The sequence below is a fragment of the Legionella saoudiensis genome (assembly GCF_001465875.1).
GTDB classification, from domain to species: Bacteria; Pseudomonadota; Gammaproteobacteria; order Legionellales; family Legionellaceae; genus Legionella; species Legionella saoudiensis.
The window spans coordinates 658,080-680,259 of record NZ_LN901324.1 but is presented as its reverse complement, the minus strand read 5'-3'; the positions used below and the strand labels follow the sequence as shown (position 1 = coordinate 680,259).

The following is a 22,180-nucleotide window of genomic DNA, read 5'->3' as shown; positions in this document are numbered from 1 at the left end:
GGATGATACCCCATAAAGGGGATCTTCTCATTTCACTTTAGAGCCCGGTCCTCCAGGGGCAGGACTAATTATGGGTGTATTTCCTTTTTTGGATAATTCATTATATTGCCTAATAAAATCCTGTATCTTTCCACTACCCGAAGCAACAAAATAGGTATGCGGATTATCAGAGATCCTGGGGCTAGGCTCTGCTTTAGAGCTTGTCTCTGCATTGGTTTGCGTAGCTAAAAGTATCTGTTTATGCGTCTCAAATTGAGCTCTTAATTTATCTAACGTGCTGTATTTAAGAACTTGCAAGGTACTCATCAAGTCATAACTTTTAAAAAATAATTCCTGTCCATTTGCAATAATTTGCAATAGCAAGCTAAGTTGTTTCATACTTCTTGTTTGTTCCGCATTCAGTTTAGGATTTGCTTGGTTAAAGCTAGTAATAAATCCTTTTACTTCATCTGTAAATTTACTAAAGATCTCGGCTAAAGCCTCTGTTCCACCAATATCATCTTTAATCTCAGTAAAATGCTCGCGTAAGTGAGGTATCATTTCCGGTTTAGAGCTGTACTCAACGATGCTACTCCTGAAACTCGTAAAAGGAAGTAGCCTTTCTGCTATAGGATGCGATTGGGCATAAGCATCTACATCTTTTTCCAGTTGCTTTACTGAGTCTGTAGGTTTTGTTTTGTTCAAAAATGAGGATATAGATACTTTCCGTAATTTAACTGATTTTGTTTCACTTTCTATAAACAGTGGTGGTTTATTTAAGCTTGCCAGAGAGGTGGATAAAGTGTACGTTCCGGATAATGCCGCTTTAATATCTAAACAGAGCATAGTGGGATCAAGTTTCAACCCCAAAGAGCCAGGAGTATTTCCTGCGGCAGCTTCTTGAGTTTTCATACTATTAAAAAGAAGCACGAAAATATCCACAAAATTTTTCCGTTCAACTCCTTCATCATCAAATTTAGGTAAAACGCCATAAATTGAATAATAATAAATCATTGCATTTTTATAGAGCTCTTCAACCCCTGTTCTATCCTTACCACTTTTACAGTTAGTAGAAACAATGCCTCCCATTGATTCAACTAAAATACTGCTATACGCTGCTTTAAAAGCAACAAAATTTCGTCTTCCCCCCTGGCTGGCGAAGTTTTCGGCGCGTAGGTTACTAATTTCTTCTTTTGAGTTTTTTATTAAGACCAATCGGGCTACTTGTTCTGTATTTAGCCTATTATTAATATGCTCTTGCTCGAGGTATGCAATAAATTGTTTCGAATAATTTAAAATTGAATCGGTATGTGCCCAACGATTCATTTTTTTAGATAGCCCTCCAGACAAGCCATCACCAAACCGTAAGAAATTCATTGGATCATTACCAGTAACAATAGTCACTGCTGGATAAGTACCGCTTAAACTTATTTCTTGAATTGCCTTTCGTTGCTCTCGAGTAAAACGGGTATCTGCAGTTGCAACCAATCTATCAATCACGGTATCACTTAAAAGCGACTGCACAAAAATAAGAGGATGAGGTCGTCCAGTGATGTCAAGACCAGCCCAAATTTCATCAAAATCTCGAGTGACCTCCTGATGTAAATAATCTAAAACTTGTTCTGCAGTTTGTTTTACATAAAAGTCTCTATCATTTCCGGTTACATGCAATTCATAAGGAACCATGGTGCTGGTTTTTAGACTACGTGATAATAACTTGTAATGTTCACCGTCAAAAGTGACTAAAGAATTCATACGAGCATTTTGTATACCCGGAATATGGGACATTGCTGAGGATTGACTTAAGCTTTCAAAATATGTCCAGGAGCTATTGAGCGTTACTGGCACATGTTTACGTAACCAGGTTTGCTCCCAAGCAGAAAGTCCTCTAAACCATAAAGGCCTATTCTCCTCAGGCTCTAAGTGAATACTCATAAACTCTCTTCTTTGATCGGCAGTTAGCTGATTACCAAGTGGCTGATCTACCTGAAAAATAGATTTCCCGGAATTCATTTTTATTTCATTAATGAGAATTTGATCCCGCTTATAATCAGCAACAAAATAACGCTCAGCCGTGCGTATATCACTAAGAATCCGTGGTGGATCTGTGTTGGTTATAGCAGAAATCGAGGTAACTAAATTTTTAATAAAGACGTTAATATTTGTTTTATCAGCAAAAAGCAAGCCACCAATATTTAACTGTTCACCCAGTAAATCAAGAATCGTCTGTAATTGTTTTTCATTAGTTATGCCAAGAAATCCGTCTTTTAAATTTGCAAACTCAAGAGCATTTAATATACCCGCAATTATGCTAAGCTTACGCACGATAAGCGCATTATCTTCAAATGTATTTAGATACTTATCTTCATCAACTGGTGCCCCACTAAAAGTGATATGCGTAGCTTCTTTCCACCTATTATCGACTGCAAGCGGGCTCTTAGTATAAGTATAAAGAGGTGAGGGATATTTCTTGTCCTCATACTCTTTCATTTTGTTAATAACAAAATCTAAATAAAAACGTGCTTCACTGGGAGTGATTGAGTTTTTTTTGGGTTCGTCAATAGACACAACTGTTCTATTTTTCACTGCTTTAATAAGGTCTATTGCTGATAATGGCATAAAAATTACTTCCCGATGCATTGGATTTAAATTAAATAAACTGTCTAAATAATGCAGAGTATTTATATAAATATAATATCACAAAAATGAACATAAAGGGATCACTATGTTCTTTTTATGAATTGCAACTGACTTCGTTGATTAACCCGCATCGGTTTTGAAATAATTTTTATATTTGGAGCATTGTTTCTAAATACAAAAGATTCACTTTATTGATTTGCTTCGCTATAATTGTCTGGTTTTGGCTAATTATGTGAGAAACTACAATCATCAAATTTATCAAAAAGCTGCTTAAGAGAAACAGGGCACATGCAAATCCTGTGAGTACAGCTTATATCATTCCAAGGAATCAGCATTCCATATCAAAAGCGGATATTAGCAGTAATGCATTAAAAGTGCTTAACCGCTTAAATGGCAGTGGGTTTCAAGCTTACATTGTTGGTGGCAGTGTGCGGGATCTTTTACTCAATAAAGCCCCCAAAGATTTTGATGTTGCAACCAATGCAACGCCTAACCAAATTAAGAACTTGTTTCGTAATGGCCGTATTATTGGGCGCCGATTTAAATTAGTTCATGTACTGTTTCATCGTGAAATCATTGAAGTTGCGACCTTCCGTGGTCATGCTGCTCTTGATGAAAGCCAGCAAACCAATGAGCGCGGCATGTTGGTTCGTGATAATACCTTTGGCTCTCTAGACGAAGATGCGTGGCGACGCGATTTCACCATTAACTCACTCTACTATAACGTAGTTGATTCATCAATTATCGACTTTACTGGTGGTGTTAAGGATGTCCAAGACAAACTTATTCGTATGATTGGTGATCCAGTAACTCGTTATACTGAAGATCCAGTAAGAATGCTGCGGGCTATACGATTTAGTGCCAAGCTGCATTTTAATCTGGCTCCAGAGACAGAAGCACCATTCCCCGAAATTAGCGCATTGATCACTCACGTATCTAATTCTCGTTTATTCGATGAAATGACTAAGTTATATCAGTGTGGAAATGCTGAAACAGTGCAAAAATTGCTAATGCAATATGGCTTATTCCAGCATTTATGCCCCCAAACCACTGCCCTATTTAACAGCCAGTATCCTGTTAATGCCTTATTAGCCATTGCTCTTGAAAATACAGATAGAAGAATACAAGATGACAAACCAGTAACTCCAGCATTTTTATTTGCTGTGATTTTATGGTTTCCGATGATTGAACGCTCTAAGCAATTACAAAACGCCGGTATGGACCCTTTACCTGCTGTTGAAAAAGCAATGTCTATTGTTATTGCAGAGCAAAACAAAATCATTTCAATTCCTAAACGCTATACCCAAATTATTCGCGAAATATGGCTATTACAATACCGCTTTGTAAAACGTTTAGGAGGTAGAGCATTTAATTTACTACAACATCCTCGTTTTAGAGCCGCCTTTGATTTTATGGCTTTACGTGCACTGGCTGGCGATGAATCAATGGAGTTGGCGCAATGGTGGACCTCTTTTCAAGAAGCGAGTGATGAGGTACGCAATAAAATGGTGGCGGAACTTAATGCGGGAGCGCCTGCTAAAAAAAGCAGACGTCGTAGAAAACCTAAAGCTGCTGCAGCAAAATGAATGTATGTTATCTGGGGTTGGGTTCAAATCAAAAATCACCAGAACGCCAACTCCGACAAGCTATCCGCGCGATTCGCGCCTTACGCGCAACATCTCTTACCAAAGTGTCGCGCTTTTACTGGACTAAAGCTTGGGGTTTACAAGGCCAGCAAGATTTTTGCAACGCTGTGGTTGAAATCACAACGACCTTAGCGCCGATGCAATTATTAAGAGCATGCCAAAAAATTGAAAAACAACAAGGTCGAGTACGCAAAAAACGTTGGGGACCAAGAGTGATTGATATTGATATACTTACTTATGGGAGTCAAAGGATTAAAGCTAATAATTTGACGATTCCTCATCCTTATATCACATCAAGAGACTTCGTACTCCAACCGCTTACTGAGGTGTGTGCGATTGAGTTAATAGATAAACTTATTAAAAGTCAGCCTCTTTCTACCATAACCCAATCGTTCATTCCCACGGAACTAGTTAAGCAAGAAGCACTTTGTGAAGAACTAATATAAAGGAAATTATTAAAAGCTGTTGGCTTGCAGCATGCTTGACTGACGTTTACCACTTACCTTAAATCGACTACACTTCAAATAAAGAACATACTTATTGCGAGGGATGCCATGTATACTAATATATTATTTGCTACGGACTTGCTTAAAGAACATAGCCATCTCGCTGAAAAAGCAGTGGAAATAGCAAAACAACTTAACGCCCAATTATACCTTTTACATGTAATCGAATTACCCGCAAGTTTTCAATTAGCTCAGGGGCTTGGATTTACCGAATTAGTAAACCCGGCTAAAGATGATGCACAAACCGTGTTGTCGTTACTTGGCGAGAGTCTTCATATCCCTCCAGAACAGCAGTTTGTTGAAGTTGGCTCAGTTAAAGAGCATATCTTTAATAAAGTAAAAGAATTGAATTGCCAATTGGTCATTATTGGTAGTCATTCTGTTTCTGGATTAAGCTCTTTGCTAGGAAGTACGGCTCACGCGACGGTAAACCATGCGCCCTGTGATGTATTAACGTTGCGCATTAAATAGTTTTGGGATGAGATTTTAATGTCTCCTGAAATCTAGTAGGAGTACTTAGGCTCTACCGAGCTAATATAAATGGGATGTACGCGTTCACGAGATATGTAAATTTCGTTATTGCGAGCCATGGCGAAGCAACCCAGAACGATGCTTCTTCGTTAAGACTCAGTACTGGGTTGCTTCACTTTGTTCGCAATGACAGAACAGCGTGAACGCTTACAATGGGATGGGCAATAGTCATCATTGCGACCGCAGTGAAGCAATGACGACGCTTATCACAAAAAAAATAATTACTTCTTTTTGGCTTTTGCTTTTTTCTTTTTAGACCAGGCCATTAACCGTCTTTTTTTGTTTACCTGACGTTCTGACAACTTATTTTTCTTTTCAGCAAAAGGATTTGAGCCACCTTTAAATTCAAGTTTCAAAGGAGTTCCAACTAAGCCCAAGTGTTTAGTAAACTCATTATTCAAATAACGTCTGTAGCTATCCGGTAAATCAGAAAGCTGATTTCCATGGATAACAATTACTGGTGGGTTATGTCCGCCAAGATGCGCATAACGAAGCTTAATACGACGACCACTGACACAAGGTGGTGTGTGCTTAGTACTAATATCTTGTAATAAACGAGTTAGCCTTGGGGTAGAAAATGACTGAACCGCTGAAGCATAAGCTTCATTAATATCTTTAAATAAAGTGCCTACACCGCTGCCATGTAAAGCTGAAATGAATCTGATTTTAGCAAAACTAGCAAAATGTAATCTTCTTGATAATTCACTTTTAATTTTTTCTTTATGCTCTTCATCCTTGCCATCCCACTTGTTTACGGCAATAACTAAAGCTTTACCTGATTCGATAATGAAGCCAAGCAAGTTCATGTCTTGATCAGTAATCCCTTCATTAGCATCAAGAAGCTGTAAACAAACGTTTGATTCCTTAATCGCTTGTAAGGTTTTAATTACTGAAAATTTTTCTATTTTTTCGTCGATACGTGATTTGCGGCGTACACCTGCTGTGTCAATTAAAACATAGCGTTTTTCATCTCGAGTAAAAGGAATGGCAATGCTGTCACGGGTTGTGCCTGGCATATCAAACACAACTACTCGCTCTTCGCCTAAGATGCGATTAATTAGGGTTGATTTTCCTACATTTGGACGGCCTGCAAAAGCAATTTTTATTTCATCATCTTCCCCTATTTCAGCCTCCACATGAGGCGCAAATGGGGCAAGGACCTCATCAAGTAATGAATAAATGCCACTGCCGTGTGAGGAAGAAATAGAATGAATATCACTAATTCCTAAGGATTGGAAATCAGCGCAAGCTACATCATCATCCAAGCCCTCTGTTTTATTAACAACAAGATGAACTTTTTTATTTAATTTTCTTAAATTTTCTGCAATATTTTCATCGATTCCAGTTAAGCCTGAGCGCCCATCAACAAGAAAAAGAACGATATCTGCTTCATTTAAAGCTATCGTTGACTGCTTTGACATCAAACTATCAACTTCAATGTCATCAACACCAATCCCTCCAGTGTCGACCACTATATAAGACTTATGGTCATGTACAGCCTGACCATATTGTCTGTCACGCGTTAAGCCTGGAAAATCAGCAACAAGAGCATCTTGCGTTTTAGTCAATCGATTAAACAATGTTGACTTGCCTACATTAGGACGCCCAACCAGCGCAATTACAGGAATCATTATATTAACTCACAGATAGTTTACTAAGTATTCCATTATCAGTTAGCACATAAAGCGTTCGTCCTGTTACGCTAGGAGAAATACTTACCCCGCCTGTTGCTTTATAGCGAGCCAACATTTCACCATTTTGAGGATCGAGAAAATGCAGGTAACCTGTTTTATCGCCCACAACTAAACTGGAACCAACAAGAGCAGGCTCTGTTAGTCCTCGTGCTTTTAGCACTTTTTGTTTCCAATTAACCTGGCCACTTTGTTTATTTATAGACCAAATAACATCATGACTATCACTTACATATAAAGTATTACCACTTAACAGCATATTTTTATAAACTGAGCCTGGCTTTTTCCAGATAAATTGACCATCATTCAACGATAAAGCACCAATATACCCTTGGTAGCTACCCAAATAAGCAACACTACCATCAATAATTGGGTCCGCATCAATGTCAACAAGTTGCTCTACATCGCTTGTGCCTGAAGCATAAGCAATGCTTCGTTGCCACATTAAACGCCCACTATTGATGTCATAAGCATCCATTTTTCCATCAGAAAAACCGATCAGCACTAAGCTACCAACAACGACTGGAGAAGAGCTTGCTTTTAAAATCAAATTAGGTGAACCATGCTCTGCCATCCAAAGTTGTTTACCATCTTTGATATTAAACGCATACACTTTCCCATCAATAGTTTTGGCAATTACTTTACCGTGTGTCACTGCGGGTGGCGATAATACCTCACTTGAAACTTTCCTTTGCCATACTTGCTTCCCATCAGCTTGATTTAATATAACTACTGAGGAATTATCGGTGCCAACAGCAAGATAGCCATTACCTAAAGCAGGGCCACTTACCAGGCCATGCTTTAACGGCGTTGTCCAACGAATTTGGCCATCATGCTTATTAACAGCGCGTACTAATCCGCTCGCATCAGCAGTATAAATAATGCCTCCACGTAGCACTGGCTTTAATCTTAAATACTCTTTATTTTTAGTCGATTTTCCTACGGGCGCAGACCAACTCTGCGCGACTTTAATTTTATCGTGTAATTCAGCCAACTCTTTAGGTTTAGGCGTATTATCCTTACCTAATAAATAATCATCAACTTTTGAACATCCTTGCATGGCTACACAAAGAGCTAAAATACTTAATTTAACTTTCATCAAACTAAACCTCATTATGCTGCTTGAGTCTTTTTCTCATCTGAAATCATTGATTGAGTTTTAACGGCTATTTCATTGGTTTTCATTTCTAAAAACAAATTGCCCATACCGTTTACTTTAACCTCATCCATTGCTTGCTTATAAGAGTTCATTGCTTCTTCATATTTGCCTGTAGCACCATATATATCACCCTTCAATTCATTAATTACGGGTAAATATGTAGCATCTTCAACATTGCTTAGCTCATTTAGCGCATTAGCATAGGACTTGTTCGCTGCAAGAATACGTGCAAGGCGAATTTTCGCTATTTGTTTAAAGGTACGCAATTTACTATTATCAGCCACGATACGTAACTCACTTTGAGCTTGATCGAGTTTATTTTTAGAAACATATACTTTAGTAAGAGTCATGTGTGCTGCATCGGCATAAACTGACTTACTGTGGTCTTTAATTAACTCATTGGCAAAGGATTTTACAGCCTTTGTATTGTTATTTGATAAAGCAACCATCATTTGCTCATAGGCAATCGATGCTTGCTGTGTCAGTTTATCCTGGTGCCAAGTTAAATATCGATAGCCGGCAATACTAAAAAGTATGACCGATAGAATAACGGAAACTATATTACCATAGCGCTTCCACCACTTTTTTATCGACTCTAACTGTTCCTCTTCTGTCATATAAACTGACATAACACTCTCTCCTGAACTTTCAACGTAGCCTTAATGAATTTATTTTAAATAATCATTTAGAAACTGATTAACTGCAGTTTGATCTACAGTAATCTGTTCCATACCATTGCGTAAATCCTTAATACTCACCTTATGATTAGCAAGCTCATCGTCACCTAAAACTAAAGCCAAACGCGCCCCGCTTTTATCAGCTTTTTTAAATTGGCTCTTAAAGCTGCCGCCTGCAGTATTCACAATTACCTCTACCTTGGGATATGCAGCACGAATCGACTCAGCAATTACAAGCCCTTTAACGATCGCCTCTTCACTGGTGCCAATAATAAATAAAGAATTTGTTTTAACTTCTTGCTTTAATAACTCTAAGGTTTCCATTAGTAGATAAATACGTTCTACTCCTAAGGCGAACCCTGCAGCAGGAGTAGGATTACCTCCTAATTGCTCAACTAAAATGTCATAACGTCCACCGGCACAAATCGTCGCCTGACTACCTAAGCGGTCTGTAACCCATTCAAAGACTGTATGCCCATAATAATCCAGGCCTCGTACCAAAACAGGATTTACCACATAAGGAATTTCCAGAGCCTCCAAACCCGCGCAAAAAGCCTGGAAATGCTCCTGGCTTTTTCCTTCAAGTACATCAATCAATTTAGGCGCATTAGCGACTAATTGCTGCATTTCTGGATTCTTACTGTCTAAAATACGTAATGGATTACGAGTTAATCGTCTTTTGCTGTCTTCATCAAGCTGATCAATATGATCATTAAGGTATTCAACCAAAATATTTTTATATTTTTGTCGCTCTGAAAGTTCACCAAGAGTATTCACCTGTAATTGTACTAAATCAGCAAATCCTAATTCAGTCCAAAACTTGCGGCATAAAGCGATTAGCTCCAATTCACTTTGCGCCCCAGGCACACCAAATGCCTCTACCCCCAATTGGGTAAATTGTCTATATCGGCCTTTTTGAGGACGCTCATGACGAAACATGGCGCCTAAATACCATAGCTTTTGTTGCTGATTGTATAATAATCCATGCTCAAGGCATGCACGAACACAGCCTGCTGTGCCTTCGGGTCGAAGGGTTATGCTGTCACCGTTTAAATCATTAAAGGTATACATTTCTTTTTCAACGATATCGGTCACCTCGCCAATAGTTCGTTTAAAAAGCTGTGTGCTTTCTACCAGAGGAAAACGGATTTCCTGATAACCATAATTGCTAAGGCAATTAATAAACGTATTCTCAATGTAACGCCATAATGCAGTTTTTTCCGGCAAAATATCATTCATGCCTCGGATTGCTTGGATTTTCTCAGCCACCTGTTTTCTCCAAAGGAGACATATCTGGTTTAGGATTTAGTATTGATTGCATTTTGGAGATATCTGTTAATTTTACTTCATTAACTGCTTTATTATTTAATGATAAATCAGCAGGTGCACTTTTCTCGGAAAATAATTGTTGGCTTTCTTGGTTTTTTTGCCACCAAACGCCCACAGCGACCATAACTCCTAAAGCAAATAAAATTGTAACCCAACGAATTAAATGCTCTGCTTTATTTGTTTCACGTTTCGTTTGTTGCCATAAAGCACGATCCGTTTTTTTCTCAGGAGCATAACGCTCATTAAACACAGCGAGATAAGGCTCAGGCGACACATCTAATAGCTTGGCATAGGCACGTAAATAGCCTTTAGTAAAAACAGCGCCAGGCAATGAGCTGAACTCATTACTTTCTATTAGTTCGATAATGCGGCTTCGTAAATGCAATTTATCGGCAACATAATCTACTGTATACCCTTTTTGCTCACGTATGCTCGCAAGTTGTGCTCCGGGATTAATCGCATGAACGACTGTATTATCATCAAGCGTGGTTATTGTACTCATTATTTGCTCCACCTATATCGAGATTTGGATCCATTTTTTTAATAGTTTGTTTATACATTGCAGCTACTTCATATTGACCAGCTTTTTCTGCAACTTCCTTGGCCAAAAACAACAACGTCCTATCATTTAAAACTAAATCAGCATGTTTTTGTACTAACGCGTACGCCCTTGTATTATGCCCACTCTTAGCTTCAATTTTAACTAACTCGTAAAAAGAAACCTTTCTTGAGGGGTCCTGATCTAATGCCTTCATAAAATAAGGCTTAGCCTGTTCTGCTTGATTTGCAGATAAAGCACAAAGCCCTGCATTCTCATAAGCGCCTGCCGTATTGATATAGCGCAAATCAGCAGCTGCTTTTAAAAAATAAAGCTCTGCTTGTTTATAATCGCCTTGCCGACATAAAAAAGCGCCATAATTATTTAGTTGCGCCCCTGCATTACCCGCTAAGGACAATGCTTTTAAATAAAATTTTTTCGCTTGTACGGGCTCATTAGTTTGCTCAAAATAATAAGCTATAGCAGAATGAGCATCCACTGATTTTGGCTCTTGCTCTAAAGCCGTCAATAATTTCTTTTTCGCTCTAGGCCTATCGCCTTGCTTTAAATATCCTAATCCTAATTGGACGTTATATGCAGCAGCCTGGCTAAGATCCGGCTTCTTGAGTATTTTCTGTTCGATTACGCCATTATTATGCGTGCATGCTTGCAAAAGCAAACATAAAGCAATGCCGAAAGAATAACGCGTGTTCAACACCAAGCTCACATAACGATTCAAAAGAATCGGCATTATACCTGCTAACCGGTAAATTAAAAATATTTAATCGTGAATAAAGTCAAAGGATAAACTATACTACCCTGCTCTGCCTTCCGTTTTTGTCTCAGATCCTGGCTTAGGCATAAAATTCAATTTTTGCCAACGCTGAGAGCGGCTTGTTCTGTCTTTTACTTCACCTGCTAATTGGCCACAAGCAGCATCAATGTCATCGCCTCGGGTTTTCCGGGTAATTGTATTAATTCCATGCGCAATTAACTTATCCCTAAACGCATCAATGGCCTCTTGTGGGGAGCGTTCATAATGCGCCATAGGGAATGGATTAAAGGGAATCAAATTCACTTTTGAGGGTACATTTTTAAGTAACTTAATTAATTGAGCAGCATGTTCAGGTTGATCATTTACCCCTTTTAACATGACATATTCAAAAGTCACTTTTCTTCTAGGCTCATCTTTGAAATAGGATTTACATAAGGCCATAAGTTGCGCCAAAGGATATTTTTTATTTATCGGCACCAGCTCATTACGTAATTCATCATTAGGGGCATGTAACGAGACAGCAAGCGCCACCGGGCTAGCTTCTCTTAAACGCTCTAAATCGGGTAATACACCTGATGTACTCAAGGTTACACGGCGTTTTGATAGACCATAGGCAAAATCGTCCATCATAATATTCATTGCTGAAACAACATTATCAAAATTAAGTAAAGGCTCACCCATTCCCATCATCACCACGTTTGTTACGCGTTTATCATGGATACCTTGATTAGCTGATAACTCCCTTACTGCGAGCCAAACCTGGCCAATAATTTCTGCAGTAGTTAAATTACGGTTAAATCCTTGCTTTGCTGTAGAGCAAAATGAGCAATTTAAAGCACAGCCAACCTGTGATGAAACACAAAGGGTTCCTCGGTTTGCTTCAGGAATAAATACTGTTTCAATACAGTTACCACAATCAAGTTTCAATAACCATTTATGAGTCCCATCACTTGATTTTTGGCAAGCCACAATTTCTGGCAGCTTAATATAAGAAAGCTGGGAAAGCTTTGCTTTCAAAGCTTTCCCTAAGTTGGTCATTTGAGCAAAATCGACTAAGCCAGCTTGATGAATCCATTGGATTAGCTGTTGAGCACGGTAAGGTTGTTCCCCCCATGAGCTCAATAGTTCTCGCATTTGCTGATAATTATAATTCAATAGATTTACTTTTTGCTCAGTCATTTTTACTCCAACCTTAATTCTTATCGCTCACAAATTTCGTGTGGTTCAAAGAAGAAAGCAATTTCACGAGCAGCATTTTCTAAGCTGTCAGAACCGTGAACTGCATTAGCATCAATACTATCAGCGAAATCAGCACGGATAGTACCTGGAGCTGCTTCTTTAGGGTTAGTAGCACCCATGATGTCTCTGTTTTTCATTACTGCATTGTCACCCTTTAATACTTGGATCATTACAGGACCAGAAATCATGAATTCAACTAAATCGTTGAAGAAAGGACGAGCGCGGTGAATGTCATAGAAGTTTTCAGCTTGTTCACGAGATAAACGAGCCATTTTTGCAGCAACAATATCTAAACCAGCGTCTTCAAAACGGGTGTAAATTTTACCAATTACAGACTTAGCTACAGCATCCGGTTTAATAATTGATAATGTTAATTCTTTTGCCATTATGCACACTCCATAGGAATTAATAGTTAAAGTGCGCTATTATACACGAAATAGATGCTTTATGGCTAATATAAATTCACTGGTTGTGTTTTGAGGTTTGCTGGTCTGTTGCAAGGCCAGCAATATGATTTTCGCGCTACATCATGCTAGGGCTTTTGCAGCCCCCTACATTAAGCTTTTTCAAGCTGCCCGATGCTTTTATCAAAATATAATGATTCACGGTTGATGATATCCTGTTCTTGATCAATCTTATATTCGGGTAAAATTTTAATTAATTCAATAACTCGCAAAATAGTATCATAAAACTGACTTCTAAACCCATTTGCTAAAACAGTCATATCTTCCACCCGCTCTTGAAAAACACGTGTTTTTTCGTCAAATTGTAGAACTATGTCGGTAAGCCCGGAAATACTTTCCATGATTTTTCTTTTTAAATCATCATTTAGCGATAAATTAAGTTCTTCATTCATTTTTACGACAAAAAGCAAGGGATCACTTTGTAATTTAGGATTAGTTAAATCGCAATTTATTAAAGCAAAATTAATTGCCTTACGTATTTTATTTTTATCCTGATGAACGCCCTCTTTTTTAGCTATTTGTTCTATGGAGGTTATTGCTTTATCAAAGGCCTTATTAAATTCAGCAGAAATTTTTATTAAAAAGTTTTGGCTGCTTGAAATTAATTGATTATGCTCAGTTTCTCTTTGATGATACTCCTCACCCAAAGCAAGAAGTTGCTGACGCTCATTTTCTAATGCTTCCCGCGTACTAGCCCCTGGTGATGTCTCATCCTTGGAGTTCTCTCCGGATAATAAGTAATCGATAAAAAGCTTTTGCACATAGACATGATAATCATTTGCCTGTTGTAATACGATTCCATTAAGGACATTTCTCAATGGGATTTGCAGTACCTTATGGTAAAAACTAAACGTACTTTTTACAGCTGCAACTAAATCCATTTGCGTTAAATTGATATGATATCTGCCTAATATGCGCTCAGCGGTTATCACCCCGTAAGTTGAAAACCAGTTGCTTAAGTCATTCTCTGATTTCTCTACGCTCATTTTTCATCCAATTTAATTATTCTACAGTATGTGATATAAAGACTATTTATTTGAAAGTATAGTGTATTTCCCAGATGTTAAAACGATTAGATACTGATTTACAAATATTAAATGATTTTCTTCAAGTAAAAACACCGCAATTATGGTTAGATCATGCTGCTCAGCAAGTTCCTTTACTGCTGATTGACCATGCCCACTGCGAACGAAAAGCAGCAGCGACCGCAATTAACTTTATGAGTAAATATCCCGAACGAAAAGAGCTTATAGAGGTCATGTCCCCGTTAGCGCGAGAAGAACTGTTGCATTTTGAAAAAGTGGTGAACGTGATGACCCAGCGTGGTATTAAATTTGGGCCATTACATCCCTCAGGCTATGCTACGATGTTGCATAAGCAAGTTACCCGTAAGGATGGCGCAGAGCGCTTATGCGATCAATTGATTGTTGGGGCAATTATTGAAGCCCGCTCCTGTGAGCGCTTTTATGCGATTATGCCTTATCTTGAAGATGAGGCCCTAGCAAAGTTTTACGGTACGCTGGTTAAATCTGAGGCGAGGCATTTTGAGGATTATTTACGTTTGGCTAATTTATACGGTGGGGATGTAAGTAAGCGCATTGCTAAATTTCTAGCAATTGAAAATGAATTTATCTTAGCGGCCGATACGGTGTTTCGTTTTCATAGCGGCATACCTGATATTGGATTAAACGCGTAGTTTTCTCATAAGGGCATTTAGTCTGAGCACGTACCTTTGTACGCACTCGGGTAGTAAAAGTGGTTATTTGAGTAGAGCTTGCTAGGTATTAATGAGGAACTGGCGTATCATCAGGCTCCTCTTCATTATCAAGCTCTTCTTTTTGACTGTATTGCACTTTCGAGCTTCGATTTAAAAATGCATTGAGCCCATCCTCTGGATGATTTTTTAGTTCATTAAACGTTTCTGCAGTTAAAGGCTCTCGGGTTTCCTTATTTAAAAATCCACCAACATCATCAGGTACATACCCCTGCTCCTGCAACCATAAGGCAGTCAAAGTTCTAAGGCCTTGAGGGAGTTTCTCTTCTGAATCCAGGTCCTTACCAAAAGCATGTATATTTACTGCTAATTTATTATTGGCATCAAGTTTAATATCAGTAACTAATGTAGGCATATTAACTCTTGGATCACCGCGCAGCTTATCTAGAAGAGTATCCTTCATATCGATAATGCCATTTTTAAGAGCATGCTTTAATGGAACTATTACGGGAGCTGTTTTCTCATTAACCTCTTGATTCACTGCCTCAACAAAGGCTGATAAGACTGAAATCAAGGCCATCATGGAGGACTTCCAGTCATGGATTGAGCTTTGCTCAGAACCCATTACCTGCTTAAGTTTGTCTTCAAAAACAGATTGTTTCGTAATCTGGCGACCCTCTTTATCTGTGCCTAAAACGGCTTTTTTCTTTAGGGCTTCTATTTCCTCAGCTATAGCCGCTCTTCGTAAGTCATCTAATTGTTGTCTACCCGCTTGAGATGCTTTTATTGCATTATCTTCCGCTAAACGCCTAGCCTCCTTATCCATGTCGCTTTTCTTTTGAGCTATTTCATCTTGTATTGATCTATCTTCAGCCATCTTTAGCTCCTAAAAAATCACACTTGGGGTAAAACAAAGCCCTTTTGTATTATAATAATACATAATTTTAAGATTGTCATCCCACAAAGGGATACTGGAAAATTAGAAGAAAAGCGCAGCATATGGCTGAAAAAACATACCGTCACTACCTTGCTAAGACTAGCGGTAATGACGGCTATTTATTTAAATAGATACTTAATTAGGACGTGGATTATTATCAAGCTCTTCGGCGTACTGCACTTCTGAAGCTCGATTTAAAAACTCATTTAATCCATGATCGGGATTATTTTTTAGCTGATTAAATTGTTCTGTAGTTAAAGGCTCATGCCCTTCTTTACTTATAAATCCTTCCGGATTGTTTGGATCGATTTCATAACCCCGTTCATTTAACCATAAAGCAACTAAAGTTCTTAAACCTTGAGGAAGTTTTACGGAAGCACGGTTTAAAAATGCATCCAATCCATTTTGAGGATCATCTTTTAGTTTATTAAACGCGTCTGCAGATATAGGCATATGCCCATTTTTAGTTCTAAATCCATCCATATGATCCGGATCTCTTTCTAATCCACGTTCATCAAGCCATCGAGCAACTAAAGCTGCGCGGTCTTGAGAATGCATTTCTTCCTCGCCAGCACGTAATTTTACTGCTAATTTATTATCTGCACCTATACTTACATGATGAGCTAACGTAGGTAAATTAATTCTTGGATCACCACGAAGCTTATCTAAAAGAGTATCCTTCATATCGATGATGCCATTTTTAAGAGCATGCTTTAATGAGACGATAACGGGAGCTGTTTTCTCATTAATGTCTTGATTTACGGCCTCAACAAATGCTGATAAAACTGAAATCAAAGCCATCATAGAAGACTTCCAGTCATGGATTGAACTTTGCTCAGAACTCATTACCTGTTTAAGCTTATCTTCAAAAACTGATTGTTTGGTAATCTGTCTTCCCTCTTTGTCTGTACCTACAACTGCTTTTTTCTTTAGCGCTTCGATCTCTTCTGCAATGGCAGCTTGTCGTAATTCCTCTAAGTGTCGTCTGGCTACTAGAGAGGCTTTCTTAGCATTATCTTGAGCTAAACGCCTGGCATCCTCGTTCATGGCTTTTTTCTTTTGAGCTATTTCATCTTGTATTGTTCTGTCGTCTACCATCTTTAGCTCCTATCGAAAGAATCACATATGGGTAAAATAAAGCCCGTTTGCATCATAACATAACAGCTTGGGATTGTCATCCCAATCACTAAGCACATAACGTGTAAATTCTTCTTGCCCTATCGGATAGATTGTTATACCGGGCTTATGAGTATGTCCGTGGATCAACTTAGTAACTCCATGCTCTTGCATATGTCGAATTACTGACTCCGTAACCACATCCATTTGCTCCATGGATTTACTCACATTGTTTTGACTACGGCTGCGTACCTGATTTACCAAACGCTCGCGATATTTTGGTGATAAGCTTAAAAATAAAGCCGGAAAAATTTTATTCCGAGTAAGCAGCCTAAAGCGTTGGTGAGCCACATCTTTAGTACAGTAACGATCGCCATGTACCAACATTATTTTTTCATTATCTAAATGAATAATCGTGGGCTCTTTTAAAACAGTCCATCCTGCCAATTGAGCAAAACGTTTGCCTAATAAAAAATCTCGATTTCCATGCATATAAAACAAATTAATCCCTTGCCGTGTTAATGCATGTAATTGTTCTGCGATGCCGCTACTCCAATCATTTAGAGTATCATCACCAGCCCAGGCATGAAAAAAGTCACCTAGAATATAAATATTTTTTACTGAATGCTGTAGGGCCCATTTGAGGAAGGATTCAAAATGAGCCTGAATGCCGTATTCTTCCGGATGCAAATGAAGATCAGAAATAAAAACAGCATCAATCATAAAGGCTCGATGTGGATGTGATCATCCAACAAGTAAATCTGGCATGGACCATTATGCGGCTCAATGGCATCACTTAAACGATAAAATCCAGCAATTGATACCAGCTCTGCTTCTAATGATTGACAAAAAATGCGTGCTTCTTTATCGCCTGAAATTCCAGCTAAAGCTCTGCCACGCAAGGCTCCATAAACATGGATTGAACCGTCAGCTAATAATTCAGCTCCATGGCTTACGGAAGAAGTCACAATTAAATCAGCATTTTTAGCCACAAATTGTTGCCCGGAACGAACTGGCGTGGTTAATAATTTAGTTTTGGATGCCTCAGGCTGCTGCGGTTGAGAGGGTTCAATAGAACGTTCAATAATTGGCTTATCTTGGGTCGTAGAAGCATGCAATACAGCTAATCCCTGACATTGAGCCAATGTATCATGTAAAGAACTTCCGCCCTGAATAGCAACGGGAATCATTCCATTAGTACGTGCAGCTTGAATTAAGGCATTTAAATCAAACTCTAACTGATGTACTGCGGCAAGATCAAAAACAACTGGAGTTCGGTCAAAAAGCTTAGGAGCTCTTGTTATAGTTTCAACCAATTGCTGTGCAAAAACTTCACTATCCGTATTTAACACTTGTAAAACAGTGAAGGTGTATAGCCGGCCTTTAAGCTTAAATGCTTGAGTTTGTGTTGTATTTTCACTCATGAGTATGATATCCATAACCAGATTTTTTGTTTATACTAACATGTGAAAAACAATAACAGAAGGATATTAAGGTGGATAAACGGTGGTTTGAACAATATCAGAATGGCGTTCCACATGAAATTGACCCCAGTCAATACTCTTCCCTTGTCGCTTTGTTCAAAGAATCATGCACTAATCATGCAGAAAAAATCGCTTATGCCAATTTGGGTTGCGAAATTACTTTTGCTGAATTAGAAGAACTAAGCCACAGTTTTGCAGCCTACCTCCAACAGCTTAATTTGGAAAAAGGAGCTCGCATCGGCATTATGATGCCTAACCTGCTACAATATCCCGTTGCAATTTTTGGTATTTTACTGGCGGGCTATGTTGTAGTTAATACAAATCCTTTATATACAACTGATGAAGTGATTCATCAAATGAATGATGCAGGCGCTGAGGCGATTGTTGTGGTCGCTAACTTTGCCAAAACAGTTCAAAACGCATTACCCTCTACCCCAACTATAAAACACGTTATCATAACGCAAATCGGCGATTTATTTCCTCCAATAAAACGCTTTATTGTTAATGCGGTTGTTAAATATGTCAAAAAGATGGTCCCTACTTATGATATTCCACATGCCGTGGCATTTAACTATGCCTTACTTGAAGGAAAACAATCGACCTTGCATAAGGTTGATTTAGATCATAATGACATTGCTTTCCTGCAATATACCGGTGGAACAACCGGAGTCGCTAAAGGCGCAATTTTAACGCATGGGAATTTGGTAGCTAATTTGTTACAAGCCTATGCGTGGATATCTCCCGCGTTACAAGAAGAAAAAGAAGTCATAGTCACTGCCTTACCTCTGTACCATATTTTCTCCCTAACAGCGAATTGCTTGACCTTTATGAAAATGGGGGCAAAAAACATATTAATTACCAACCCTAGGGACATGAAGCACTTTATTAAAGAAATAAAAAATTGCGGCTTCACCACCATTACTGGAGTTAATACTTTATTCAATGGCTTACTAAATCATCCTCAATTCAAAGAGGTGGATTTCAGCAAGTTAAGATTATCATTATCAGGTGGAATGGCCTTACAAAAAAGTGTTGCCCTACGCTGGCGAGAAGTAACCAAGTCCCGTATATTGGAGGCTTATGGACTAACCGAAACAAGTCCTGCAGCAACCATAAATCCAATGACACTTTCTGATTATAACGGCAGCATCGGCCTACCTCTTCCATCAACAGACATTTTAATACTTGATGATAATGAAAATGAGGTACCTATTGGTACCAGTGGAGAAATTTGCATTAAAGGTCCTCAAGTTACACCTGGATATTGGAAACGCCCTGATGAAACTGCCTTAGTTTTTACCAAATCAGGTTATTTAAAAACTGGCGATATTGGTAGGATGGATGAAGAAGGTTATATCTATCTGGTTGATAGAAAAAAAGACATGCTTCTGGTTTCTGGATTCAATGTGTACCCTAATGAAGTAGAGCAGGTAATTAGCATGCACCCTGGAGTTTTGGAAGTTGGGGTGGTTGGTGTACCCGATACGGAATCAGGGGAGCGTGTAAAAGCCTGTATTGTACGAAAAGATCCTAATTTAACTGCGGAAGCGGTAATTGCTTATTGTCGTGAGCATTTGACTGCCTATAAAGTTCCCAAAATCGTTGAGTTCTTTGATGAGCTTCCCAAAACGAATGTGGGCAAGATTTTGCGTCGTGCGTTGAAATAATTTATTTAACAAGCTTATGCTCGATGAAGATGTACTAATTTAATGTAGCAACTGTCTTGAAAGGAAATGCAAAACAGTTGCTACGATCTTTTCTATATCCTAATACGTTATAAGCGTTCACCCTGTATCTATTCTATTAAAATTAAATAAAAAACTGCTGTCGTTGCTGTAAAGGTAGACATTTTGTGAACGCTTCCAATATGTTTATTAATCAACAACCAATTGCTTCATGATCTTCGCCGTAGCGCCCCAAACCCAATCCTCATTAAAAGCAAACTCACAGCTTTTAAAGCGAAAGCGCCCTCGCTCAACGATTATATCCTTATAGTTTTTCGCCGATTGCACCAAAGGCATAGGAATCATGACTAATCGCGCTACTTCATCGGGATTTATCTGATAAGGATTAACCGATTCAATGTGAGCAAACCAAGGCTGAATTATCTTACCTAATAAGGTGGGCTGAGGATCTAGTGCCCTTATTAAAGTAACCCGTTCGCCCGCAATTCCTAGCTCCTCATACAACTCTCTTAATCCAGTAGCATATAAATCGGGATCTCCCTCCTCCCAGGTTCCACCAGGAAAACAGACCTCTCCAGGATGAGCACGCAGATTTTCTCGACGCTTTGTTAAAATAAGCGAGTCTGTGGCACGTTCATACAAAACCATCACCGCAGCAGAAATTGGAGAACGATCCTTGAATTCACTTAAGTCCATTAATTATCGCCGCAATTTTGAGGAAACATTCACGATATTCGTCTTCACAGTTGGAGTCAATAACTATTCCACCACCCGCAGCAAGATGTAATAGATTATTTTTAGCCGTTACAGTTCGAATGGCAATGTTTGTATCAAAATATCCATGCCGGGAGAAATAGCCAATGGATCCACAATAAACACCTCGTGCATAAGGTTCTTCTTGGCTAATAATATGCATGGATTCAATTTTAGGTGCCCCAGTAATTGAACCACCAGGAAAGCAAGATAAAAATGCGTCTAAAGGGTGAATTGTATCTAAGCATTGAGCTTCAATAGTGCTTACTAAATGATGTACTGAATTGTAGCTTTCAATAGCACATAAAGAGGTTACATGCACAGAGCCAGGTTTCGCTATTTTACCCAGATCGTTTCGCAATAAATCAACGATCATGACATTTTCAGCCCTGTTTTTCTCGCTTGCTTCCAATTCATTTTTTAAACGTTGATCTTCAATGGGGTCTGTTGAACGCCCTATAGTTCCTTTAATGGGAGAGGTAAGCAATCTCCCTTCATCATAAAGGAGAAAGCGCTCAGGCGAAAAACTCAAAATATCCGCATCTTGCATTCGTAAAAAAGCCGAAAAAGGAACTGGATTTTTACGACTTACTTTTTGATAAAAAGCCCAACTGTCCCCTTCATATTTCGCATGAAATGGCTGGGTTAAATTGGTTTGATAACATCTTCCGGTTACCAAGGATTGATGAATTGAGTTAAATGCCTGTTGGTATGCATCTTTTGAAATTAAGGGACTAAAATCACTAGTTAACACTGCCTTGCTTGGCTCGCTCTGCCCACTATTCCATAAAGTGAGAATCTCATCAAGAATCGCTTGGGTTGAAGGCTGTGTATTCGCAGCAAATAAAGTTACTTTCTTGAGCTCATGATCCACAATAATCGCCCAATCATAAAGTCCTAAATCCAATAAGGGCATTGTCTCTAAACTGGATTGTGAAAACGATTTAATACCCACTAACTGAGCGCCTAAATCATAAGAAATATAACCTATTGCACCACCTTGAAATGGCAGGTCAGCCTCTGAAGCTTGCACGGTTAAAATCTCTCGTAACTGGGATAATGCTTCGAGGATATTTTGTGTTTGATTGTCGATTCTAAACCGGTCATAGGGGTAGGCGCTTACTAAGTCATAACGTCCTTGAGAACGGTCTGTACTTTCCAAAAGCACAAATCCAGGTAAGTGGCATAATTTCTGATAATACTCTTGCATTAAAGGGAAATAATTGAGCTTCAAGAGCATTGGTTGCTTTATAATATTTCTCGTCATTTGCTACAAATAATTAACTGGTTTTTACATTAATTTGTGAGTATGCTATG

At 38.6% G+C, this 22,180-nt stretch carries 21 protein-coding genes; 5 read left to right on the top strand and 16 right to left on the bottom strand.

Annotation, left to right across the window (positions count from 1 at the left end):
• Positions 1-27: 27 nt before the first annotated feature.
• Complete coding sequence (locus BN3124_RS11975; RefSeq protein WP_058535025.1) at positions 28-2,598, bottom strand: hypothetical protein; 2,571 nt, start codon at positions 2,596-2,598, stop codon at positions 28-30.
• Positions 2,599-2,885: 287 nt separating this feature from the next.
• On the opposite strand from BN3124_RS11975, the gene pcnB reads away from it, so the two are divergent.
• The 3 genes from pcnB (at position 2,886) to BN3124_RS11960 (ending at position 5,242) form a co-directional block, all read left to right on the top strand.
• A complete protein-coding gene (gene pcnB / locus BN3124_RS11970) occupies positions 2,886-4,205 on the top strand; it encodes a polynucleotide adenylyltransferase PcnB (protein WP_058535024.1) in 1,320 nt (439 codons plus the stop codon).
• Positions 4,202-4,711, top strand: a complete 510-nt coding sequence (gene folK, locus BN3124_RS11965; protein ID WP_058535023.1) for a 2-amino-4-hydroxy-6-hydroxymethyldihydropteridine diphosphokinase — start codon at positions 4,202-4,204, stop codon at positions 4,709-4,711. Before pcnB ends, folK begins: the two co-directional genes overlap by 4 nt.
• A 108-nt stretch (positions 4,712-4,819) precedes the next feature.
• Positions 4,820-5,242, top strand: a complete 423-nt coding sequence (locus tag BN3124_RS11960) for a universal stress protein (RefSeq protein ID WP_058535022.1) — start codon at positions 4,820-4,822, stop codon at positions 5,240-5,242.
• A 281-nt stretch (positions 5,243-5,523) separates the two neighbouring features.
• Here BN3124_RS11960 and der read toward each other — a convergent pair whose 3' ends face one another.
• The 9 genes from der to BN3124_RS11915 all read right to left on the bottom strand — a co-directional run bounded on the left by der (position 5,524) and on the right by BN3124_RS11915 (position 14,160).
• Positions 5,524-6,933 carry a ribosome biogenesis GTPase Der gene (gene der / locus BN3124_RS11955; RefSeq protein ID WP_058535021.1) on the bottom strand — a complete coding sequence of 470 codons (1,410 nt, stop codon included), beginning with the start codon at positions 6,931-6,933 and terminating at the stop codon, positions 5,524-5,526.
• A gap of 4 nt (positions 6,934-6,937) precedes the next feature.
• Entirely contained in the window at positions 6,938-8,092 is a 1,155-nt protein-coding gene (bamB, locus tag BN3124_RS11950) for an outer membrane protein assembly factor BamB (protein WP_058535020.1), read from the bottom strand.
• 14 nt (positions 8,093-8,106) lie between these two features.
• Positions 8,107-8,781 (bottom strand): YfgM family protein, encoded by a 675-nt coding sequence (locus tag BN3124_RS11945; protein ID WP_058535019.1) that lies wholly within the window; start codon positions 8,779-8,781, stop codon positions 8,107-8,109.
• Between the two features lie 39 nt (positions 8,782-8,820).
• On the bottom strand, positions 8,821-10,098 hold the full coding sequence (gene hisS, locus BN3124_RS11940) for a histidine--tRNA ligase (RefSeq protein ID WP_058535018.1): 1,278 nt from the start codon (positions 10,096-10,098) through the stop codon (positions 8,821-8,823).
• Positions 10,091-10,660, bottom strand: a complete 570-nt coding sequence (locus tag BN3124_RS11935) for a helix-turn-helix domain-containing protein (protein ID WP_058535017.1) — start codon at positions 10,658-10,660, stop codon at positions 10,091-10,093. The genes hisS and BN3124_RS11935 overlap by 8 nt, the downstream gene beginning before the upstream one ends.
• Entirely contained in the window at positions 10,638-11,447 is an 810-nt protein-coding gene (gene pilW, locus BN3124_RS11930; RefSeq protein WP_058535016.1) for a type IV pilus biogenesis/stability protein PilW, read from the bottom strand. Before pilW ends, BN3124_RS11935 begins: the two co-directional genes overlap by 23 nt.
• Positions 11,448-11,510: 63 nt before the next feature.
• The gene (gene rlmN, locus BN3124_RS11925) at positions 11,511-12,650 is read right to left on the bottom strand and encodes a dual-specificity RNA methyltransferase RlmN (protein ID WP_058535015.1); all 1,140 of its coding nucleotides are present in this window, start codon (positions 12,648-12,650) and stop codon (positions 11,511-11,513) included.
• 20 nt (positions 12,651-12,670) lie between these two features.
• Positions 12,671-13,096 (bottom strand): nucleoside-diphosphate kinase, encoded by a 426-nt coding sequence (gene ndk, locus BN3124_RS11920; RefSeq protein WP_058535014.1) that lies wholly within the window; start codon positions 13,094-13,096, stop codon positions 12,671-12,673.
• A 170-nt stretch (positions 13,097-13,266) separates the two neighbouring features.
• A complete protein-coding gene (locus tag BN3124_RS11915; RefSeq protein WP_058535013.1) occupies positions 13,267-14,160 on the bottom strand; it encodes a hypothetical protein in 894 nt (297 codons plus the stop codon).
• A 74-nt stretch (positions 14,161-14,234) separates the two neighbouring features.
• On the opposite strand from BN3124_RS11915, the gene miaE reads away from it, so the two are divergent.
• Positions 14,235-14,870 carry a MiaE family protein gene (gene miaE / locus BN3124_RS11910; protein WP_058535012.1) on the top strand — a complete coding sequence of 212 codons (636 nt, stop codon included), beginning with the start codon at positions 14,235-14,237 and terminating at the stop codon, positions 14,868-14,870.
• An 88-nt stretch (positions 14,871-14,958) separates the two neighbouring features.
• Here miaE and BN3124_RS11905 read toward each other — a convergent pair whose 3' ends face one another.
• The 4 genes from BN3124_RS11905 to minC form a co-directional block, all read right to left on the bottom strand.
• On the bottom strand, positions 14,959-15,765 hold the full coding sequence (locus BN3124_RS11905) for a hypothetical protein (protein ID WP_058535011.1): 807 nt from the start codon (positions 15,763-15,765) through the stop codon (positions 14,959-14,961).
• 195 nt (positions 15,766-15,960) lie between these two features.
• Positions 15,961-16,923 carry a hypothetical protein gene (locus tag BN3124_RS11900; protein WP_058535010.1) on the bottom strand — a complete coding sequence of 321 codons (963 nt, stop codon included), beginning with the start codon at positions 16,921-16,923 and terminating at the stop codon, positions 15,961-15,963.
• A 21-nt stretch (positions 16,924-16,944) separates the two neighbouring features.
• Positions 16,945-17,664 carry a UDP-2,3-diacylglucosamine diphosphatase gene (locus BN3124_RS11895; protein WP_058535009.1) on the bottom strand — a complete coding sequence of 240 codons (720 nt, stop codon included), beginning with the start codon at positions 17,662-17,664 and terminating at the stop codon, positions 16,945-16,947.
• Positions 17,661-18,365 carry a septum site-determining protein MinC gene (gene minC, locus BN3124_RS11890; RefSeq protein WP_058535008.1) on the bottom strand — a complete coding sequence of 235 codons (705 nt, stop codon included), beginning with the start codon at positions 18,363-18,365 and terminating at the stop codon, positions 17,661-17,663. The genes BN3124_RS11895 and minC overlap by 4 nt, the downstream gene beginning before the upstream one ends.
• Positions 18,366-18,436: 71 nt before the next feature.
• Here minC and BN3124_RS11885 point away from each other — a divergent pair, with 71 nt between their 5' ends.
• Positions 18,437-20,092 (top strand): AMP-binding protein, encoded by a 1,656-nt coding sequence (locus tag BN3124_RS11885; RefSeq protein WP_058535007.1) that lies wholly within the window; start codon positions 18,437-18,439, stop codon positions 20,090-20,092.
• Positions 20,093-20,299: 207 nt separating this feature from the next.
• Here BN3124_RS11885 and BN3124_RS11880 read toward each other — a convergent pair whose 3' ends face one another.
• Positions 20,300-20,806, bottom strand: a complete 507-nt coding sequence (locus tag BN3124_RS11880) for an NUDIX hydrolase (protein WP_058535006.1) — start codon at positions 20,804-20,806, stop codon at positions 20,300-20,302.
• Positions 20,793-22,130, bottom strand: a complete 1,338-nt coding sequence (gene pabB, locus BN3124_RS11875; RefSeq protein ID WP_407927389.1) for an aminodeoxychorismate synthase component I — start codon at positions 22,128-22,130, stop codon at positions 20,793-20,795. Before pabB ends, BN3124_RS11880 begins: the two co-directional genes overlap by 14 nt.
• Positions 22,131-22,180 lie beyond the last annotated feature (50 nt).

Excerpts from the sequence above, each read along its gene's own strand:
- BN3124_RS11975 (WP_058535025.1), bottom strand. The coding sequence starts at position 2,598 with ATGCCATTATCAGCAATAGACCTTATTAAAGCAGTGAAAAATAGAACA.
- folK (WP_058535023.1), top strand. The coding sequence starts at position 4,202 with ATGAATGTATGTTATCTGGGGTTGGGTTCAAATCAAAAATCACCAGAA.
- BN3124_RS11960 (WP_058535022.1), top strand. The coding sequence starts at position 4,820 with ATGTATACTAATATATTATTTGCTACGGACTTGCTTAAAGAACATAGC.
- der (WP_058535021.1), bottom strand. The coding sequence starts at position 6,933 with ATGATTCCTGTAATTGCGCTGGTTGGGCGTCCTAATGTAGGCAAGTCA.
- bamB (WP_058535020.1), bottom strand. The coding sequence starts at position 8,092 with ATGAAAGTTAAATTAAGTATTTTAGCTCTTTGTGTAGCCATGCAAGGA.
- BN3124_RS11945 (WP_058535019.1), bottom strand. The coding sequence starts at position 8,781 with ATGTCAGTTTATATGACAGAAGAGGAACAGTTAGAGTCGATAAAAAAG.
- BN3124_RS11935 (WP_058535017.1), bottom strand. The coding sequence starts at position 10,660 with ATGAGTACAATAACCACGCTTGATGATAATACAGTCGTTCATGCGATT.
- pilW (WP_058535016.1), bottom strand. The coding sequence starts at position 11,447 with ATGCCGATTCTTTTGAATCGTTATGTGAGCTTGGTGTTGAACACGCGT.
- rlmN (WP_058535015.1), bottom strand. The coding sequence starts at position 12,650 with ATGACTGAGCAAAAAGTAAATCTATTGAATTATAATTATCAGCAAATG.
- ndk (WP_058535014.1), bottom strand. The coding sequence starts at position 13,096 with ATGGCAAAAGAATTAACATTATCAATTATTAAACCGGATGCTGTAGCT.
- BN3124_RS11915 (WP_058535013.1), bottom strand. The coding sequence starts at position 14,160 with ATGAGCGTAGAGAAATCAGAGAATGACTTAAGCAACTGGTTTTCAACT.
- miaE (WP_058535012.1), top strand. The coding sequence starts at position 14,235 with ATGTTAAAACGATTAGATACTGATTTACAAATATTAAATGATTTTCTT.
- BN3124_RS11905 (WP_058535011.1), bottom strand. The coding sequence starts at position 15,765 with ATGGCTGAAGATAGATCAATACAAGATGAAATAGCTCAAAAGAAAAGC.
- BN3124_RS11900 (WP_058535010.1), bottom strand. The coding sequence starts at position 16,923 with ATGGTAGACGACAGAACAATACAAGATGAAATAGCTCAAAAGAAAAAA.
- BN3124_RS11895 (WP_058535009.1), bottom strand. The coding sequence starts at position 17,664 with ATGATTGATGCTGTTTTTATTTCTGATCTTCATTTGCATCCGGAAGAA.
- minC (WP_058535008.1), bottom strand. The coding sequence starts at position 18,365 with ATGAGTGAAAATACAACACAAACTCAAGCATTTAAGCTTAAAGGCCGG.
- BN3124_RS11880 (WP_058535006.1), bottom strand. The coding sequence starts at position 20,806 with ATGGACTTAAGTGAATTCAAGGATCGTTCTCCAATTTCTGCTGCGGTG.
- pabB (WP_407927389.1), bottom strand. The coding sequence starts at position 22,130 with ATGACGAGAAATATTATAAAGCAACCAATGCTCTTGAAGCTCAATTAT.